13 protein-coding genes are annotated in these 19,454 nt (G+C 65.5%); 2 read left to right on the top strand and 11 right to left on the bottom strand.

All coding sequences use genetic code 11. The features are described from left to right. Positions 1-30 precede the first annotated feature (30 nt). From QF819_10155 to had, 5 genes are read right to left on the bottom strand one after another with little or no spacing between them, the layout of a single operon-like run. Positions 31-435, bottom strand: coding sequence for an Rrf2 family transcriptional regulator (locus tag QF819_10155; GenBank protein MDP6803511.1), 405 nt, complete (start codon positions 433-435; stop codon positions 31-33). Further along, complete coding sequence (locus QF819_10160; protein ID MDP6803512.1) at positions 432-1,160, bottom strand: SDR family NAD(P)-dependent oxidoreductase; 729 nt, start codon at positions 1,158-1,160, stop codon at positions 432-434. The genes QF819_10155 and QF819_10160 overlap by 4 nt, the downstream gene beginning before the upstream one ends. Then, positions 1,157-1,939: an enoyl-CoA hydratase-related protein gene (locus tag QF819_10165; GenBank protein MDP6803513.1), complete on the bottom strand. Its 783-nt coding sequence runs from the start codon at positions 1,937-1,939 to the stop codon at positions 1,157-1,159. The genes QF819_10160 and QF819_10165 overlap by 4 nt, the downstream gene beginning before the upstream one ends. Continuing rightward, the gene (gene oah, locus QF819_10170) at positions 1,936-3,045 is read right to left on the bottom strand and encodes a 6-oxocyclohex-1-ene-1-carbonyl-CoA hydratase (protein ID MDP6803514.1); all 1,110 of its coding nucleotides are present in this window, start codon (positions 3,043-3,045) and stop codon (positions 1,936-1,938) included. Before oah ends, QF819_10165 begins: the two co-directional genes overlap by 4 nt. Continuing rightward, positions 3,045-4,103 carry a 6-hydroxycyclohex-1-ene-1-carbonyl-CoA dehydrogenase gene (gene had, locus QF819_10175; GenBank protein ID MDP6803515.1) on the bottom strand — a complete coding sequence of 353 codons (1,059 nt, stop codon included), beginning with the start codon at positions 4,101-4,103 and terminating at the stop codon, positions 3,045-3,047. Before had ends, oah begins: the two co-directional genes overlap by 1 nt. 194 nt (positions 4,104-4,297) lie before the next feature. Between had and QF819_10180 the strand changes: the two genes are divergently transcribed. Further along, the gene (locus QF819_10180) at positions 4,298-5,464 is read left to right on the top strand and encodes a M28 family peptidase (GenBank protein ID MDP6803516.1); all 1,167 of its coding nucleotides are present in this window, start codon (positions 4,298-4,300) and stop codon (positions 5,462-5,464) included. Positions 5,465-5,556: 92 nt separating this feature from the next. Next, positions 5,557-7,236 carry a S8 family serine peptidase gene (locus QF819_10185; GenBank protein MDP6803517.1) on the top strand — a complete coding sequence of 560 codons (1,680 nt, stop codon included), beginning with the start codon at positions 5,557-5,559 and terminating at the stop codon, positions 7,234-7,236. An 87-nt stretch (positions 7,237-7,323) separates the two neighbouring features. Here the strand turns inward: QF819_10185 and carB are convergent, their stop codons facing one another. From carB to QF819_10215, 6 genes are all read right to left on the bottom strand, one after another. Then, positions 7,324-10,692 (bottom strand): carbamoyl-phosphate synthase large subunit, encoded by a 3,369-nt coding sequence (carB, locus tag QF819_10190; protein ID MDP6803518.1) that lies wholly within the window; start codon positions 10,690-10,692, stop codon positions 7,324-7,326. 2 nt (positions 10,693-10,694) lie between these two features. Further along, positions 10,695-11,834, bottom strand: coding sequence for a glutamine-hydrolyzing carbamoyl-phosphate synthase small subunit (gene carA / locus QF819_10195; GenBank protein ID MDP6803519.1), 1,140 nt, complete (start codon positions 11,832-11,834; stop codon positions 10,695-10,697). A gap of 57 nt (positions 11,835-11,891) precedes the next feature. Further along, positions 11,892-13,595, bottom strand: a complete 1,704-nt coding sequence (locus QF819_10200; protein ID MDP6803520.1) for an FG-GAP-like repeat-containing protein — start codon at positions 13,593-13,595, stop codon at positions 11,892-11,894. 17 nt (positions 13,596-13,612) lie between these two features. Further along, entirely contained in the window at positions 13,613-14,980 is a 1,368-nt protein-coding gene (locus QF819_10205; protein ID MDP6803521.1) for a tetratricopeptide repeat protein, read from the bottom strand. A gap of 64 nt (positions 14,981-15,044) precedes the next feature. Next, positions 15,045-16,757, bottom strand: coding sequence for a S8 family serine peptidase (locus QF819_10210; GenBank protein ID MDP6803522.1), 1,713 nt, complete (start codon positions 16,755-16,757; stop codon positions 15,045-15,047). A 20-nt stretch (positions 16,758-16,777) separates the two neighbouring features. Then, on the bottom strand, positions 16,778-19,454 hold a 2,677-nt coding region (locus QF819_10215), incomplete at its 5' end, for a carboxypeptidase regulatory-like domain-containing protein (protein ID MDP6803523.1).

The raw sequence follows: 19,454 nt of genomic DNA on the forward strand, positions 1-19,454 counted from the left end.
CGCTCTCACCCGGAAGATGACGGTAGTCCGTTAGCGGATCAAGTCCGCGATGGACACCGAGGCAAAGCGCGTTCGAATGGCTTCGTCCATCTCATCGAACAAAGCCAGAACGCGGTGGCACGCCATTCCGCCATCCGGCCCGGGGGGGTCCACCGGGAGCATCGCCCGGTCGGTGAACCGTGGTGCCTGAAAGGTCTCGATCACTTCCAGCAGGGAAATATCGGACGGCTTTCGAGACAGACTGTAGCCACCACCGACCCCGCGCACACCGACCGCCAACTTTGCGCGCACGATGTGCTGGAACACCTTCGCGAGCGCACCGGGCGGGATGCCGTGTCGATCCGCAACGGAGGCCACGGTGACGCGCCGCCCTCCCGACATCGCCATGTCCACCACGGCGTAGATCGCGTAGCAGGAACTCCGCGAGAGATTCATGCGGTTAGTTGTCCTCCGTCGACGCGAAGGACCTGTCCGGTCACATGACGCGCGAGGTCCGAGCACAGGAAGAGGACGCTTCCGGCGACATCCTCCGGTTCCGCCATCCGGCCGAGCGCCGTTTCGTCGAGGGCGGTCCGGAGGACTTCCCCCGGGAGGCTCTCGGTCATGGCTGTACGAACGAGTCCGGGAGCCACGGCATTGACGCGCACACCGAAGCGGCCCAACTCCTTTGCGGTCGAACGGGCGAGCGCGTTCAGCCCGGCCTTGCTGGCCGCATAGTTGGACTGTCCGAACTTGCCGCGCTCCCCGTTGATGGACGAAATCAGGACCACGGACCCGCCGCCGGTTTTTCGAAGGTGGGGAACTGCGGCCTGTAGAAGGAAGAAAGCGGAATCGAGATTGACGGACAGGACACGCCGCCATTCTTCCACGGGCATCTTCCAGACCACCGAGTCCGCGGTGATCCCGGCGCAATGCACGACAAAGTCGAGGCGTTCCTGCTCCTCGGCGAAGGCGTCGACGGCGTGGAGCGTTGCGTCCGGGTCCGCAAGGTCCAACGAGATGTCAATGGCGCCCGGAGCCGGAGGGCAGCCGGGAAGGTCCATGCTTCCGGTCGTTGCGCCGTGCCGGAGGAGAGTGTCAACGATTGCGCGCCCGATGCCGCCGCTTCCTCCGGTGACGAGTGCCGTCTTTCCGTCGAGAGAAAGGGGGCGGTCGGTCATGAGTTGCTCCACGCGGGTTTCCGTTTCTCCAGGAAGGAGGCGAGGCCTTCGCGCGCGTCCTTCGTTTGCATCAGGTCGTCCAGATAGAGCTTCTCCACGCGGTCGAGCTCCGCAAGGAAGGTCCGGTGGAAGGGCCCGCGCACAGCCTGCAACGCGATGCGAAGACTGGAGGCGGATTTGGGGAGAAGGCGCTTCTCCGCCCAGGCGAGGGCAGCGTTCGCCGGGTCGTCGTCGACTTCGTCCACGAGTCCCATGGAGAGCGCAGCCTCCGCCCCGATGACGCGGCCGGTGGCGCAGAGGTCATCGGCGGAGGGTTGCCCGACGCGCATCGGCAGAACGAGAGAAGCGACCGGCGCGAAGACACCGAGCGCAATCTCCGGCTGACCGAGCTTTGCATCCGGGGCGGCAAAGACGCGATGACAGAACGACGCCAGTTCGAGCCCGCCACCAAGGCACTGCCCGCGGACCGCGGCGACGAGAAAGACGCCACACTCCAGCATGGCCCGGAACATCGCGTGGAATCCGGGGAGCATGGAATCGACCGCGCCGGGAAGGTGCTCCTCCACGCTGGCGCCGAAGGAGAAGTGAGGACCTTCGCCTTCCACGATGACGGCTTTCAGGTTCCGGTCGGTGCGTGCCTCCTGGAAGGTGGTGGTGAGCGCCTCGATCATTTTCGCGTCGAGAACATTCGCCTTGGGTGCCGAGAGGAAGATGCGCCGGAGTGCACCGTCGGCGGATACTTCCACGCGGATGGGACCGGCGGTGGGCGTGTTCGTCACGACACATCCACCTTTCCGTGGGCCGCCGCGAGAATCTCGTCGGTCAACGCGTCGCCCCACACCGCACCTTCGGCCAGGCGGCGACGGAGCAGCAGGAAGTCCGCTTCGCGGCAGGTCTCGGAACTGCCCTCGTGGAAGGCCCGGAAGCCCGCACGCCCTTCCGTCATCATGTTGAGCGCGAGCCACGCGCGGTTGCTTTCCTTGTTCCGGTTCCAGTGTTCGAGTTTGTGTTTGCGCACGCTCTCGGTTGTCTTCGTGAGGCATCCGGGCATCGTGAGTGCCAGTTGTAGTATGAGGCGGTCGACTTCGGCATCCAGAAGCGACAGGTCCACCTCTCCGGACTTGAGAACCTTCCTGGCTTCTGCGCGTTCCTTTCCGGAGCGGAACTCGCCATGGACGATGTTCCCGTATGCATCGAGCCAGCGATCGGTGACCGCCATCGGATTCGGAACGAACTCCCCGTCGACCTTGAGCGCGGGAACGATCTTCGTAATCAGCCCCAACCGGTGGGCCATGTGGGCGCTCCACGGCTGGCAGAGGGTACAGCTGTCCATGGCGCGTTCCACCCCGACGAACAACGCCAGGAAGTCCGTTGAGCCGCCGTCGGGCGCCGACCCATGCTTCGGCCCGGCCTGCCCGAACAGCGCGAGATCCTGCGAGACGGTGAAGTCGCACGCCATGCCGATCTCCTGCCCGCCCGCAATCCGCATTCCATTCACACGACAGATGACCGGCTTGTCGCAATGGAGGATGGCGGAGACCATGTCGTTGAAGATGCGCATGTACTGCCGGTACTCTTCCGGGTTCCCTGCGTAGTACTCGGCATACTCGGCGGTGTTTCCTCCTGTGCAGAACGCCCGGGTTCCGCTGCCGGTGAAGACGACCGCAACGCACGCCCTGTCATTGGACGCCCGACGCATTCCGAGGATCACGCCCTTGGCCATCTCGGTCGTGTAGGAGTTGAGCTGCGAAGGATTGTCGAGCGTGATGCGCACGGCATGAAGCCCTTCCACAGGGATCCCGTCCGCTCCCGGAATGGGGAGTTCTTCGTAGAGAAGTCCTTCGAACTTCGGGAAAGGTGCGATGTCGTGGTTCTTGAAATCCATTACGGGCACTCCGGTGTGAGAATGACGCGACGGGAGACCTTGTGGGCGTGAAGGTCTTCGAAGGTCTCGTTGATCAAGCGAAGCGGACGGCGCTCCACGAATGCGGGAAGCGCCACCTTTCCACCGAGCACGAGATCGAGCGCGGCGGGGTAGTGCTCCGGGAGGCATCCCCAGTTTCCCTGCACGGTGGCGTCGAACGCCATGAGGTTGGAGAGGCGGATCTCCACCTTTGCGGGAGTGAACCCGACGATTCCCAGATACGCGCCATGCCCGACGAACCCGAACGCGGTCGTCTGTCCCTGGGGCGATCCTGAAGTCTCGAAGATGCGATGGCGGTAACTCGGAATGCCGTGTTCTTTCGCGAAGGCTCGGAGGGCTCCCTTCATGTCCTTGAAGGAGAGTTCCGCCGCGTTCAGTGTCAGGTCCGCGCCGTGCCCGGCGAGAAGTGCCAGTCGGTCCGCGCTGACATCGACCGCAACGACGCGCGCACCGAGCGCTGCCGCAATCTGCACGCCGAAGCCACCGACCCCGCCGATTCCGACGAAGACCGCGAGGTCGCCTTCGGCAAGGCCGCTTCGGAGAATGGCCTGATAGGGCGTGGTCACCGCGTCGGCAATCACGGAGAGATCCGCCAGTTCCAGTCCGGCCGGGTTCTTCGATGAGTCGGCGAGGTCCGGCACCGGGCAAAGACCGCGCGCGGGAACGACGAGGTGCGTGCCGAATCCGCCGTGGACATCGTTGCCCGGGAAAATCTGAGTGGGGCAGATGGATCCGTGCCCGGCCTTGCAGGCGGGACACTCTCCGCAGGGAATGACGGCGGGAACGACGACTTCGCGGCCGATCCATTCTTCGGCGCCGTCGCCAGCCTCAAGGACGCGCCCGGAGATTTCATGGCCGAGTGCCAGGGGAAGGTCGTGTCTGGTGGGAACGCCGTCGTAGAAGAAGCCGAGGTCGGTGTGACAAACACCGCACCCGACGACCTTCACGAGAACCTCGCCCGGGCCGGGGGCCGCATCCCGTTCGGAGAGTACCATCGGTTGGCCGACCTTCTCGAACATCCATGCCTTGATCTTCACCACAGGGGCTCCTCTTGGGGAAAACGGGGTCGCAGTGCCTAAACAGGAGGCTCGCTGCCGATTTATACGGGCCCTGAAGGGCCGGGTCAATGCTACCCTTGGTGTTCCGAAGATTGTGGGTGGCAATGGCCGGGAGAACCTGTTTCAGGGCATTTTCCCGGGGTGGGAGGGCTTGAATGGGCCAGAAAACGCCTCTTCTGGACACGGTTTGTGAGTTCGCCTTCCCTCGATTTGCCGGGACGGAGGGGGAGCGTCGTGCGGGGGAGATGGTGGCGGAACGGTTGCGGGCCGCGGGCCTGGAGGTCACCCGGGAGCCCATCCGCGTGAGCCGTTCGGCGTACCCCAACCTTCGCGCGTTGGCTCACGGACTGGGGGCGCTGGGTGTGGTGGTTCTTGCGGCGACGGCCACGACCGGGAATCCCCTCCCGGGGGTGTTCCTGGCGGCGGCGCTTCTGGCGGCCCTCCTTGGAGGCGCGAAGTGGCACCGATCGCTGGAAGGCATCTTTGACACGGGCAGCATGGTCGACAGCGCGAACTTCACCGCGCGACGACCCGGGCGGGGCGGTCGCCCGCGCATTGTGGTCGTCATGGCGCACATCGACACCAAGTCCGCGCGATGGCCAACCTTCCTTCCTGTGACACTCATCGGAGGTGCGGCGCTCGGAACGGCGGCGCTGGGCGTCTGGTGTGCGCTGGCTGTTGCGCTTGCGTGGGAGCCGATGGCCGCAGGCGCGGCCGCCGTGTGGGGGAGCGTCCTGGCGGCCATGATGATCGCGCCGACGATGAACCGGATCGGAAACGAGTCGCCTGGCGCGATGGACAACGCGACCGGCGTTTCCGTGCTTCTGGAAGCGGCGCGGACCTTCCCGACCGACCCCGCGCTGGCGGACGCCGAACTGCTCTTTGTGGCCACGGGCGCGGAGGAGATTGGTCTGGGGGGCGCGCTTCGCTGGATTCAAACGCATGAATCGGAGTGTCCGCGGGACCGTACGGCGGTGCTCAATCTGGATTCCGTCGGCGTCGGGCGGGGTGTGCTGGGGCTGGACATTCACGGGGGGCTGCCGGGCGGACTTCGCATGACGGATGCATTCCGCAAAGCAGCGGTGGCGTCCGGGGTAAAGGCTCGGCGCATCCGCGTCCTTCCGGGCGTCGGTGTGGACACCATGCCGATCTCCTCACGCGGATATTCCACGGTCACGCTCCTGGGCCGGGTTCCCGGTGGAGCGAGCGTCCGCATTCACACGGCACGCGATACTGCGGAACACCTCTGCGAAGCGGGCCTTCGCGACGCGGCGACTGTCCTGACGGAACTGGCCCGCATGGCGGCAAAGCCCGTCGGGTGACCGAGAGGCACCGTTCGCGCCGCCCCGTGCGCGTATGCTACACTACGCTGACCCCCCGGATGTTCCCCGTGAAGCTTGGAGGAATCCCGCCCATGAGACCCCTGTTCGCGATCGCTTTCATTACTCTTCTGCTCACGACCCCCGCCTCCGCCGTCGAGATGCGCTCGAACGAGTTGCTCCTTGTTCTGCCCGAGGGCGGCCCATTCGAACTGGCACCGGACCGCACCTTCCAGAGCCTTGACGCCGACCTGGCTGGCATCCTTGTCCGACACGGATTAGACACTTACGAGTTCATGGCGCAAAAGTCGGGTGCGCTTACGCCTCGCGACCGCCGGTTTGTGCGGGTCTTCACGGACCTCGACACATTCGATGCAGGCACGGCCCGCGACGAACTGGCGGCAACGGGTCTCTTCGACGCCGTGGCGCTGCCCTTCACGCTTTCGACCTTTGTCCTTCCGAACGACTCGATGCTCAGCAGCCAGTGGCATGTCACGAGTTCCTCGGCGGGGATCTCCCTTCCGTCGGCGTGGAACGAAGAGAAGGGGAGCGCATCGACGGTGATTGCCATTCTCGACACGGGCGTGGATGTCGGGCACCCGGATCTCTCGGGGAACATGTGGAACAACTCCGGGGAGATTGCGAACAACGGCGTGGACGATGATGGCAACGGCTGGGTAGACGATGTCTGGGGTTGGGACGCCGGAGACAACGACAAAGACCCGAGTCCGGTTCCGTACTACGAGGGCGGCGTCGATGTCGGGTTCCACGGAACGCACTGTGCCGGGATCGCGTCGGCGACCACGAACAACAGCACCGGCATCGCGGGTGCGGGTTGGCGTTGCTCCATCATGGGTGTGAAGATGGTGCAGACGGATGTCGGCATGACGGATGTGGCGATCACCAACGCATTCCTCTACTGCGCGGAGACGAAGCCCGATGTCATCTCGATGAGTTTCGGCGGACCGGATCAGGGCGGGATGGCTGCGTTCATGCAGCAACTCATCAACACGGCGACGGCGGAGGGGATCGTCTGCGTCGCGGCGGCCGGGAACAACGGAGACAATGCGCGGATGTACCCCGCGGCGTGTTCCGGAGTGATCTCTGTCGGGGCGACGAACGAGTCCAACCAGCGCGCGTCCTTCTCCTCGTACGGGAACTGGGTGGATATCGCCGCGCCGGGCGAGCATATCTGGTCCACCATCCAGAGCAACTACAGTTGGGACTTCCTGACGGGTATTCTGTTCATGCTGATGTACGGGTGGGATGGCCTCAACCCGTACATGTACTGCGACGGAACCTCCATGGCGTGCCCGTTGGTGGCGGGTGTGTGCGGGTTGGTGAAGTCGGCGGCTCCCGGCATGACCTCCGACGAAATGGCCGCGCATCTGAAGGACACGGGCGATGTCGTGAACTACGACCAGAACATCGGGAAGCGCGTGAACGCCTACAACGCCGTCACGAACCTCTCGACGGGCGCGCCGATGGTGGCCGCGACGACATTCCGCGTCGACGGAGGCGCGCCGAATCCGTTCGCCTCGCAAACCAGTGTTCGGTTCACGCTGGACGCGCCGGGGGACATTCGACTCGGCGTGTTCGATGTCGCCGGGCGCTTCGTTCGAACACTGGTCGATGGACCGCTGACGGCCGGGTCGCACGCACGCACCTGGGATGGAACGGACGCGACAGGGCGATCCGCCTCCGCGGGCGTCTACTTCGCGCGGTTGGAGTTCGGCGGCAGGCAGGAGTCGACCCGGCTCGTTCTGCTCCGCTGACCACTGATTGCTGAAGTCTCACGAGAGGCCCCGGCGGGTGACTGCCGGGGCCTCCTTGTGCGAATGGTAGAGCGTGCACGCGGTGTCCTACGCGGAAGTCGGTCCTTCTGAGGCAACCGCCAACGGGCGCGCCGCGGCGTTCTCGTCGGCCGTCTTGGCACCGCCCTCCAGCGGGAGGTCTGCCTCCTCCGGCGTCACGGTTCCGTGGAACTCCTGCAGGCACTTCACCCGCGCGCCTCCGTCAGAGAGTGCTCGGATTCCGAGAACGGCGGCACTCGCGGCGGAGAGCGTGGAGATGAACGGTACTCCCCGCCGGATGGCCGCCGCGCGGATGGCGGATTCATCCTTGCGGGAAGTCTTCCCCAGCGGCGTCGCGATCACGAGATCGATTTCGCCGTTCAGGATTCCGTCGATCGCGTTCGGTCGGCCTTCGCTCACCTTGGCGAGCGTCACGGCGGTAAGTCCCGCGCGCTCCAGTGCGAGCGCCGTTCCGCGCGTCGCCACCAGGCGGAATCGGAGTCGCGCCAGTTCCCGCGCGATGCCCGTGATGTCGGCATGGTCGGAGTCGTTTACGGAGACGAACGCGGTCCCGGCGACCGGGAGCGGATCTCCGGCCGCAGTCTGACTCTTCGCGAATGCGCTGCCGAAGTTCTCCGAGATGCCCATGACTTCACCGGTGGACTTCATCTCCGGACCGAGCGAAGCGTCGGCGCCCGTCATCTTGTTGAACGGAAGGACCGCCTCCTTGACGGAGACATACTTCGGGGACGGCTCCTCCAGAAAGCCCAACTCCGCGAGCGTGTTGCCTGTCATGACCTTTGCCGCGATTCTCGCGAGCGGTACACCGACCGCCTTCGACACGAAGGGGACCGTGCGCGAGGCACGCGGGTTGGCCTCCAGGATGTAAACGACATCGTCACGGATGGCGAACTGGGCGTTCATGAGCCCGATCACACCCAGGTCCAGTGCGAGCGCGCGCATCTGGTGGCGGATCGTCTCCAAGTGCTCGGGAGCGATCCGGTAGGGCGGGAGGACGCACGCGGAATCCCCGGAATGAACCCCCGCTTCCTCGATGTGCTGCATGATTCCGCCGATGACGCACTGCTCTCCATCGGAGACCGCGTCGACATCCACCTCAAACGCATCCTCCAGGAACCGGTCGATCAGTACCGGGTGGCCCGGCGAGACGCGGGCGGCCTTTCTCATGTAGGCGACGAGCGACGGTTCGTCATAGACGATTCGCATCGCCCGCCCGCCGAGGACATACGACGGACGCAGAAGCAGCGGGAACCCGATATCAGCGGCAACTTCGCGCGCCTCCTCCACATTGAGTGCGGTTCCGTTTGGCGGGAGCGTGAGGCCGAGCTTTTCCGCGATGCGCGCGAACTTCTTCCGGTCCTCCGCATCATCGATGGCCGACGGAGGCGTCCCGATGATCGGAGCGCCCGCCTCCTCCAGCGCGAGCGCGAGTTTCAGCGGCGTCTGCCCGCCGAACTGCACGATGATCCCCTCCGGTTGCTCGGCGTCCACCACCTCGAGAATGTCTTCCAGCGTGAGCGGTTCGAAGTAGAGCCGGTCCGCCGTGTCGTAATCCGTAGAGACCGTCTCCGGGTTCGAGTTCAACATGATCGTCTCGAAGCCCGCTTCCCGCAGAGCCTGCACCGCGTGTACGCAGCAGTAGTCGAACTCGATCCCCTGGCCGATCCGGTTCGGTCCGCCGCCGAGAATCAGGATCTTCCGCGACTCCGATGGCGCGACTTCCGTTTCGGCGCCGGGGCCGACATAGGTGGAGTAGTGGTAGGGCGTGTGCGCGGCGAACTCGGCGGCGCAGGTGTCGACCGTCTTCATGACGGGGCGCACGCCGTGCTCATGGCGGAGGGCGCGGATCTCCCTCCGCGTTCTCCGAAGGATGTGCGCAAGCTGGCCGTCGGAAAAGCCCGCACGCTTCGCCCGCCAGAGCGTGTCGGCGTCCGGCTCACGCGTATTGGACAGGCGCGCCTCCTCCTCCACGAGTGAGGCCAGTTGGTCCAGAAACCACGGGTCCACGCCGGTTGTCTCTGCGGCCTCCTTCGCGGTCATGCCCAGACGAAGCGCCCGGCGAAGCGTGAAGAGGCGGTCTTCACGCGGGGACCGGAGGCGTCCGCGCACTTCCTCCAGAGCGGCCTCGCGGGCGGCCGCTGATTCCTCTTCCGGGAGATCCTCCGGCAGGATGCCGTCGCGTCCATCGGCACCGAGCCCCAGGCGCCCGGTCTCCAGCGATCGGAGCGCCTTCTGGAGCGCTTCGCGGAATGTCCCGCCGATCGCCATTGCCTCTCCGACGGACCGCATCTGCGCACCGAGTCGTTCGTCGACACCGGGGAACTTCTCAAAGTCGAAGCGCGGGATCTTCACCACCACATAATCGAGAGTGGGTTCAAACGACGCGGGCGTCTTCTTCGTGATGTCGTTGGGGATTTCGTCCAGCGTGTATCCGGCCGCGAGGAGTGCCGCAATCTTCGCGATGGGAAAGCCCGTAGCTTTCGACGCCAGCGCGGAGGACCGGGACACCCGAGGGTTCACTTCGATGACGACCATGCGACCCGTTGCCGGATCCACGCCGAACTGCACATTGCAGCCGCCCGTCTCCACGCCGATCTCGCGGATGATGGCGATGGCGGCGTTCCGCATTGCCTGATACTCGCGGTCGGTGAGCGTCTGCGCGGGCGCGACCGTAACGGAATCGCCCGTGTGAACGCCCATGGGATCCAGGTTTTCGATAGAGCAGATGATGACCGCGTTGTCCGCGCCGTCGCGCATGATCTCCAGTTCGTACTCTTTCCACCCGAGGATCGATTCCTCCACGAGTACTTCGTGGATGGGGGAAGACGCCATCGCCTGCGCAACCGAGGACTTGAACTCGTCCACATTGTACGCGAGCGCGGCGCCTGTTCCGCCCATCGTGAAGGCGGGGCGGATGACGGCGGGGAAGCCGACCTCCTCGATTGCCGTGAGCGCCTCCTCCAGACTGCGAGCCGTCCGCCCGCGAGGGAGGTCCATCCCGATCGACTCCATCGCGCGCTTGAAGAGTTCGCGGTCTTCCGCCTTGCGGATGGTCACGAGATCCGCTCCGATGAGTTCCACGCGATAGCGTTCCAGTACGCCGCTCTCGGCCAGCGCCACCGCCGTATTCAGCGCGGTCTGTCCGCCGAGCGTGGGCAGCAGAGCGTCGGGTCTCTCACGCGCGATGATGCGCTCCAGCACCTCGGGCGTGATCGGTTCCACATAGGTTCGATCCGCAAGCTCGGGGTCCGTCATGATCGTTGCGGGGTTTGAGTTCACGAGCACGACGCGGAACCCTTCTCGACGAAGCGCCTTCACCGCCTGCGTGCCTGAATAGTCGAACTCACACGCCTGCCCGATGATGATCGGGCCGGAGCCAATGACGAGGATCTTGTCGAGGTCTGTGCGCTTCGGCATGATCAGCGAGTCCCTGCGGAGAGTGCGGTCATGAACTCCGGCCACAGCCGGGAGGAGTCGTGGGGTCCGGGCGCGCCCTCCGGGTGGTACTGCACCGAGAAAACGCCGAGCTTCTCGTGGAACATCCCCTCCACGGTCCCGTCGTTCAGGTTCGTGTGCGTGATCGTGAAGCCGCGATCCAGGGCGCTTGCTTCCTCCACGGCGTAGTTGTGGTTCTGGGCCGTGATGTCGATGCGCCCGGTCCGGCAGTCCCGGACGGGGTGGTTTCCTCCGTGGTGCCCGAAGGGGAGCTTGAAGGTTTCCGCGCCCGCGGCGAGTGCCAGGATCTGGTGTCCCAGGCAGATTCCCGCCACCGGAAGCCTGCCGAGAAGCTCGCGGACCGTTTCCACGGCAGCGGATGCCATGCGCGGGTCGCCCGGGCCGTTCGACAGAAAGAGCCCGTCCGCACCGAGAGAGAGAATCTCCTCCGGAGCGGTCGAGGCCGGGAGGACGACAATCCGTGCTCCCGTCGCGGCGAGATTACGGAGGATCTCGCGCTTCACGCCGAGATCGAGAACGGCCAGCGTCGGGCCGCGATACCCTTGCGACTCGGGCTTCGGGTTGTCCGACCCCTTCCATTCGTATCGCCGAGGGGTCGTGACGGAGGACACGGCGTCGAGCGTGGACATATCCGGCACCGCACGCGCGGCACTCACCAGCGCATCCGGCCCGGAAACTTCGGCCAGTGCGGGACCGCTTGCGATGACGCCGCGCAGCGCACCCCTCTCCCGGATGTGGCGGGTGAGCGCGCGCGTGTCCAGCCGATGGATGCCGACGATTCCGTGTCGTGTGAGGTACGCCGCCAGATCCTCTTCCGCGGTATGGGAAGATGCCGTTCGAGAAAACTCCCGCGCGACAAATCCCCGCACATGGGTCCGCGAAGATTGCTCATCCGCGGAGTTCACACCGTAGTTCCCGATCTGCGGGCAGGTCATCACGACAAACTGGCCGTGGTAGGACGGGTCGGTGAGGATTTCCTGATAACCCGTCATGGAGGTGTTGAAGACCACCTCACCCCCGATGAGCCCCAATGCACCAAACGCCTCTCCTTCGAAGAGGCGTCCATCTTCCAGGACGAGAAGGGCGCGGGCCGTCGGGGTCACTCCATCTCCGGGGAAGTCGGAACGGTTGCGGCACCCTAGCAGGGCGGGAGCGAACGGTCAACGAGCGACCGCGCGCGCTTCCCCTCCGTGCGTCAGCGTCCAGTGCTGGCCGGCTTTCAGGTCTCCGAAGGCGTCCTCGCGTCCGTCCGGCCACAGGACGCGCACATCCGTCGCCGCATCCAGGTGTCCCAGCCCGACATGGACCACGGGGTCGCTTGCCGAGCAGTAGCTGAATGCCGCCCGCACATCGCGCGTGATTCTGCGCTCTCCTGCCGACAGGGACACCGTTGCGCCCAGCGCGTCCCGGCCGTGTTCCTCCAGAGCCCGGATGGAAATCCAGCTCTGCCCGCGCCCCGCCCGGTTCAGCAGGAGTTTTGCCGGTCCGTCCCGGTTTCCGACCAGGATGTCGAGCGCCCCGTCTCCGTCCACATCCGCGAACGCCGCGGCCCGGCTCGTATGGATGAGGACTTTCGTGGTTCCGCCTTTCGGCTCCACCTCCACCAGTCTTCCGCCCGCCTCTCCCCGGAAGAGCAGGTTGGTCTCCGCGTACGGATCCGCAGTCGGTGGTTCCAGTGCCATCTCCACGCGCCCGTTTGCCAGGAAGTAGTCGAGACGACCGTCGTTGTCGAAGTCGAGAAGCCCCATCCCGAATCGCGTATACCCGATGCTCCCGGCCCCCAGGCCGATCGCCGCCGTTCGGTCCGTGAACAACCCGCCGTCGTTCCGGTAGTAGGAGTCCGACTGTCGCTGGAGATTCACGACGAGCACATCCAGGTCTCCGTCATCGTCGTAGTCCACCGCCATGACGCCCATGCCCGCCTTCGTGATGCCGTTCTCGTCCACCGCGCAGCCCATGATGAGCGCGTCGTCGGTGAAGGTGCCGTCTCCGTTGTTGAGCCAGAGCTGGTTGAACATCGTGTCGTTCGCGACAAAGATGTCCGTTCGGCCGTCCAGATCGAAGTCGCCGCAGACCACTCCCAGCCCGTAACCGAACGCGTCAGCGAACCCGGCGTCATCCGAAGTGTCGGTGAAAGTGCCGTCCCCTTCGTTTCGGTAGAGCGTGTCTCGTGTCGGCGCCCCGTAGTTGGTGGGCAGGCAATAGTCCGGCTCACCAAGGGAGTTTCGACAGGTGATCTCATTCTCGATGGACCAGTTCACATAGTTCGTCACAAAGAGGTCCAGATCCCCGTCGGCATCCATGTCCAGAAAGGCCGCGCTGGTGCCCCACCGGTCGTTTCCGACTCCCGCGTGTTCCGTGGTGTCTTCGAAGCGGCCGTCCCCGAGATTCCGAAGGAGCGTGTTCCCGCCGTAGTTCGTGACATAGAGGTCCATGCGACCGTCGTTGTCGTAGTCGCCGGCAGTCACGCCGATGCCGTAGCCGCGATCATCGGCCCCGCTGCCGTCTGTGCGGTCTTCAAAAGTCCCGTCGCCGCGATTGACATACAGACGGTTGCGCGCCGCCTCGGACCCGGGATGCCGAAGGCTCCCGCTCTGGATGAGGTATGCGTCCGCCATTCCATCACCGGTGAGGTCCACGAGAGCGGCTCCGCCACCCATGATCTCGGGGAAGAGCGGGTTGGTTTCGCGGCCGGAGCCGTGCACGAAGTCGATCCCCAGCGCAGTGGTCGCGTCGGCAAACCACGCGGAGTCCGCCACCGCGGGTTCTTCCTCGACCGATGGTGCGTCCCGATCCCCGCAGCCCCCGGCGAGCAGCATCGCCCCGCCCGCGAGAGCCACCACCCCCCCGGCGCGCGGTCGCATCCGGGCGGCCCGGGCGTTCACTTCTTCCCCGCGGCGGTCTTGATTCGCTCGTTGGCATTCAGAGTGATCCAGTCATGAGCGACACTGTCGAGAACTCCGTTGATCAGTCGGCGCCCGGCGGGGATGTCCCCCGTTTCCGCAAGAACGACGGCGCGGCCCGCCAGTGCATGGGGGTTTCCCGGCTCAAGAAGAAGCGCCCGATCGAACCGAACTGCAGCATTCTCCGGCTGTCCGAGGCGGATTTCCGCCCACCCGGTGTTCGCAACGAGTTCCGCATCCGCGGGGTCCAGCCGCGCCGCGAACTCGAAGGAGTCGCGTGCATTCCCATGGCGCTCAAGGTCCGTGCACACCTCACCGCGTCTTCGGTGCGCGTCCACGGAGACCGGGTTCAACTCGATCGCGCGGTCCGCGTGATGGAGCGCACGGTCCGGCATGCCCCGGCGGGAGAAGACGACGCTGAAGTTGATGTGCGTGGACGCGACATTCGGACTCTCTTCCAGCATTTTTGTGAGGAGCTTCTGCGCCCGGTCCAGAAAGCCGGATTCGAGCAGCGCGTAGCTCAGGTAGTTGAGAAGCGTGGGATCCTCCGGGTGGTCCGGGCGAAGTTCGCGGAGAATGGAGAGGGCTTCCCGCGGATTGCCCGAGTGCAGGAGAACGAACGCCTTCTGAAGCAGGCTGACGAAGCCGATTCGGTACTCCTCGACCTCCTCCTCGCGAGGGTCCGCCCACCGGGGGCGGGATCCGCCGTACCCGAGATCCCGCAGCGCGTCCTCCATGTTCCCGTCGGCGCGGTTTGCGGTTCCGCGGAGATACCGGGCGTAGGGCACATAGGGGCTCTCCGGCCTTCGGGACAGGAACGCTTCCACGGATTCGACTGCTCCCGCGTAGTCCTCCAGTTGGAGTTGCGTGCGTGCCAGTCCGAGCCATCCTGCCGGATGGTTCGGCTTGCGGTTGATGGCTCGTTCAAACTCCGCCGCGGCTTCCTGCGGTTGCCCGAGATCCAGAAGCCACTGCGCGAGCCGCCATCGCGCGGGCGCATAGTCCTCGTCCAGATCCACCGATCTGCGCATGGCCAGTGTGGCCGCTCGCGTCTCTCCCTGATGGGACAGCGACATGGCTTCATGGAAATGCCACCGTGCGGCGTCGGGGGCCAGCGCGATCGCGTGTCGGAAGGACCGGGCGGCGGCTTCGTGAAGCCCGCACGCTTCGTAAGCCAGGCCCAGTCGGCCGCGAGCATCGGCGCTGTTCCTCGACGCCTCCGCGTCGGCTGCGAGGGAATCCACCATGGCGGCGACGCGCTCGTCCGCATGGTCTCCCAAAGGCACACGAAGCGGCGGTGGAACGCCCTCTCCGGTGCAGCCCGCGAGAAGTATCGCGGCGGTCATCAGGGCGGAAAGCACTCCGGAGGGCGCGGGCGGGCGGGCGAGAGTCAGAGTCATGGCGCACAGACTACCGGATACGAACGATCCTCGCCACGACGCTTCCGGATGGTGTGGTGAGCCGCGCCAGATAGATTCCGGCCGCGACGGGCACGCCCCGGTCGTTGCATCCGTCCCAGCGAACTTGACCATTCGCCTCGGGACCGAGTTGCCAGAGGGCCACGCGCCGCCCCGCGATGTCGTGCACACACAGGGTCGCTTCGCGGCTCGACCCGGGGCGCGACCACCGCAGCGTGACGGCATCCGCGGACGGGTTCGGCGACGCGAGGAGGCGGCCGTCGCCCGCGGCGGGCGTCGGTGGCGTCTCCACGCCGGTGGGTGAGTAGAGATGTGCGTCCCATCCACGAAGGACGCCCCACCCGTAGTCGTTGTCATGCGATCCGGCGCGGGAGGCGGATCCACGGAGATGTGCCGCCAGCTCCATCGGCGGCCAGGCGGGGTGCGCCTCCAGAAGAAGGGCGCCCACCCCGGCGGCGATCGGGCAGGAGAACGAAGTGCCGCTCCCCCGTGCGTAGGCGGTGGAGTCAACCGGCAGTCCGACGATCGTGCCTTCGCCCACCGCACAGAAGTCGGGCTTTGTCCGGCCATCGTAGGTGGGGCCGCGCGAGCTGAAGACAGAGACCACCTCCAGCGTATCGATCGACCCCACGGCCAGAACGCTGTCGCCGTCGGCGGGCGCGGTCACATGAAGCCAGGGGTCATCCCCTTCGTTCCCGGCGGAGGAGAAGACCGCAATCCCGTTTGCGACCGCCAGATCCCCCGCGATCGTGGTCGTGGCGGTGTTTCCGTCCATGTCCGAGTACGCGTACCAGTTCTTGTACCCCAGCGACGAACTCACAATGTCCGCGCCCAGACTGTCGGCCCACTCGATGCCCTCGACCCAGTAGTCCTCTTCCACGGAAGTCTCGGAGGTGATGTCCTCGGTCTTTCCCAGCAGGAAGGACGCGCCGAAGGCCGGACCAATGAGCAACCCGGGCGCGTATCCCGCAATCAGCGACAGCACATACGACCCGTGGTTGTGCTGGTATTCGTTGTCTTCCGGTTCGTTGGACACGATGTTGTCGTCGTTGATGAAGTCGCGTGCGGCCACCACCGTCACGGAGTCGACGGACTCGTGGACGGTGCTGAATCCGGTGTCGAGGAGACAGACGAGGACGCCCGCGCCCGTGTATCCCGCCGCATGCAGAAGATCCACCTGATGCGGAAGAAGCTGTGACGCCGAGTGGCCGTAGTCGGGAGTGACCCGGCCGTTCTCGGGGCGCGAAAGCGAAACGGGCGTCACGGACTCCGGAGTCCGCGCGCCGCGCGCCACCGGTCGAACGGCGGCCACGAAGGGAAGTTGCTCGATGGCTTCCACCTGCGCGGGCGTCGCGTCCACAGAGATGGAGCCAAGCCAGCGGGAGGTCGCCCGGGGGGAGGCGCCGAGCGCGTACACCTGCCGCCGGTACCGGTCGGGAACGGGCACATCGAGCAGATCGACCAGGGAGCTGGCAGGTCGAGTCTTCGCGCGTCGTGCCCGGCATCGGGGAGTGAGCGAAGTGCGCGCCGCTTCCAGCGCCGCCGCTTCCTCGGCGGGGGAGGCGAGTGCCTTGTCGCGGAAGATCACCCATACGGCGGATGCCTCTTCCTCCGCATCGGAGGCGGCAGGGAGGAGGGCAGCCAGAACGGCCACCGCGAACGAAGCTCGGACTCCGTTCGCGGATCGCCGGAACCAGTGGCACATACCCTTCCCTCCGTCAGGCGTCAGCGCGTGAGAACCACCTTCTTCGTCTCGGCGACCTCACCGGCGCGGAACCGGTAGAAGTAGACACCGCTTGCGGTGCGGAGACCTTGAGAGTCCCGGCCGTCCCATGCGGGCTGATGCTGCCCCGGCGGGAGGAGTTCATCGACCACGGTGGCCACCCTTCTTCCGGTCACATCGTGAATGTCGATGTGTACACGGGTCTCTCCTGCCAACTCGAAGGCGATGTGCGTAGCACTGGTGAAGGGGTTGGGGAAGCTGCCGAGAAGTTGCGTGACAGCAGGCCTTCCCACCACCGCGTCCGTCGCGCCGCTTCCGTAGGTGAGGCGCAGACACCACTGGTTGAGTGTTCCGGTGTCGGCTCCCGCGTTGTCGGAGATGTTGAGCGACCAGCTGCCGCTGATGTCCTCGCCGAGAAGCGCGTCCAGACTTTCGTCCGGAGTCAGCACCGACGGATACCATCCCACGATGTCGTCCGCGCTCGATCCGCTCCGGTTGTGGAGCGTGACCGAAGTCCCCTTCGGTGAGACAAGCGTCACGATCAGATCCCCGATCCAGGTGTGCGTGATGTCCACGAACACCTCCACACCCGATACCGAACCGGTGTCGCCCACCACAAGAGGCGAAGAGATCCCCGGAGACGGCGAATCCGGAATCGGAAGACCCGGACTGTCGCAGAAGTCGGCCGTCACGGTCGAAGTCAGCACGAAGTCCACGCCCGTCATGTGCATCCCGTCGACCAGCGTCACATCCGTGCCTTCCGTGCTCCAGCCGGTCTTGGTCGCCACCACGCGGTAGGCCCCCGCGTACAGACCCGAAAGCGTGTAACTCCCGTCCACGCCCGTCGTCGTGCTTCCTCCGCCGGGAGTCGCCGTCACCGTCACCCCCGACGCGTCCGACTGACCCGCCAGGGAAACCGTGCCAGACACCGAACTGGATCCAAGCTCCGGCGTCAGAAGCCAGGTCACCGCGTTCTCCAGAAGAAGAGCGCGGCTTGCGGCGTCCATCGCCGAGTAGTTGAACGCGAAGAACACAAACTGGCCGCCCTCCGGCGCCGGGTTCGAGTCGTACGCAATCACGCTCGCGTCCGTCGGGTAGTCCGACCACGAACCGACCATCACCGCGTCCGCAGTCGGCACCAGCGCGTCCTGATCCCCGTAGTTCGCATAGGTCATCGTGACGGGACCGGTGATCACATTCGGAACGCTCATCACATAGTGGCTCGCATCCGCCACCGTCACCGAACCGCTCTCGTCATGATTCCAGCCGGTCATGTGAAGCACCGGCTCACAGAACGACGCGTCGCCATAGTAGTCGTAGCCGACCTCACCGCCCTCCACCAGAAGGTGGCCGCCGGACGCCGCATAGGCCGTGAGTGCGGTACGGAACGCCGCATCGGAGAGCGTCGTCGTGTTGTCCCCGCTGGAGGTGATCAGAAGATCGTACAGACCCCAGCTTGCCGGATCCGTGGAGGCCATCGTCTCCGTCGTCACCGTGTAGCCGATCGTTTCCAGATCCGCCACCAGGTCCGCCGCCGCACGGGTCGCTCCCTGCATGAAGCCGGACTCAATGACCCCGCCCGTCTTCTCGTCCAGCTTCGCTTCCGCGAAACTCCGGCCTTTCGCCGAATCATCGATCACCAAAAGCTCCCCGATCGTCGGATCCAGCACGAAACCCTTCGTCACCACCGGATCGGAAATCGTGATCGGGAGCGTGACGGGAATGTGCTGCCATGCCTTCACCGTCACCACATAGTCGAAGTACGGAAGTGCCGCAGTCGTGAACGATCCCGTCACCGAGTCACTCAGCGTCTGCGTGAAGAGCGACATGTCGTCGCTCCGGTACACCTTCACCGCGGCGGCCAGAGGCGTTCCGGTCCCCGTCTCCGTGATGGTGCCCGTCAGAACACCGCTCGGTGCCGGGGTGAGGTCCATGTCGTGCACCGTCGAGCCCGCGTTCACGAACACCGACGCTTCGTAGTGCAGGTAGCCGAAGACATCGGTGGAAAGCGTGTAGTCCGCCACCACCAGACTGTCCGGAGCGGACCAGCTGCCGTCCACCGCGGAGGTCGCCGTGAAGACCGCGTTCCAGCCCGCGTCGAAGCACTCCACCACCGCGCCGGAGATCGGCGAACCGGCGCTGACCACCGTTCCCGTCAGCATCCCGAGCGCTTCCACCACCGGGAACAGTTCCTCGTGCGTGTCGTAACCGCTGACCGCAATCACCGCCTGAACGGAAACGAGCGAAAGAGGTATCACCTCCAGCGAGAGCGCCCCCGTCGACTCCTCCGTCCCGCCCGAATGGATCGCCCACAGCGTATGCCCGGGTTCGGAGACCGTGGCCACGATCGTTCCCGGGAGGTTCAGCGCAAAAGTGTCCGCCAGCCCCACGGCGGTCGTGACCGTGAGATCGGGAGCGGTCAGCGAAAGCGCGTTCACGCCGAGCGACTCGCGGAAGAGCTCGTAAGTCTCCCCGGGATCCTGGCCGACCATCTCGATCGAGGGGCCGTACGGATAGAGCACATTCACGACCGCCTCTCCCGAGGCATCGGTCGTCACCACAGCCGAGGTGTAGCCCAACCCGTCCGCCCACACATCGATCCCCGGCTTCGGGGTCACGCCGTCCGCCTCCATCACCGTCACCGTCACATCCGTCGCCACATTCGCGTCGATGGATGAC

It is taken from the genome of Gemmatimonadota bacterium, assembly GCA_030747075.1.
GTDB lineage: Bacteria > ARS69 > ARS69 > ARS69 > ARS69 > ARS69.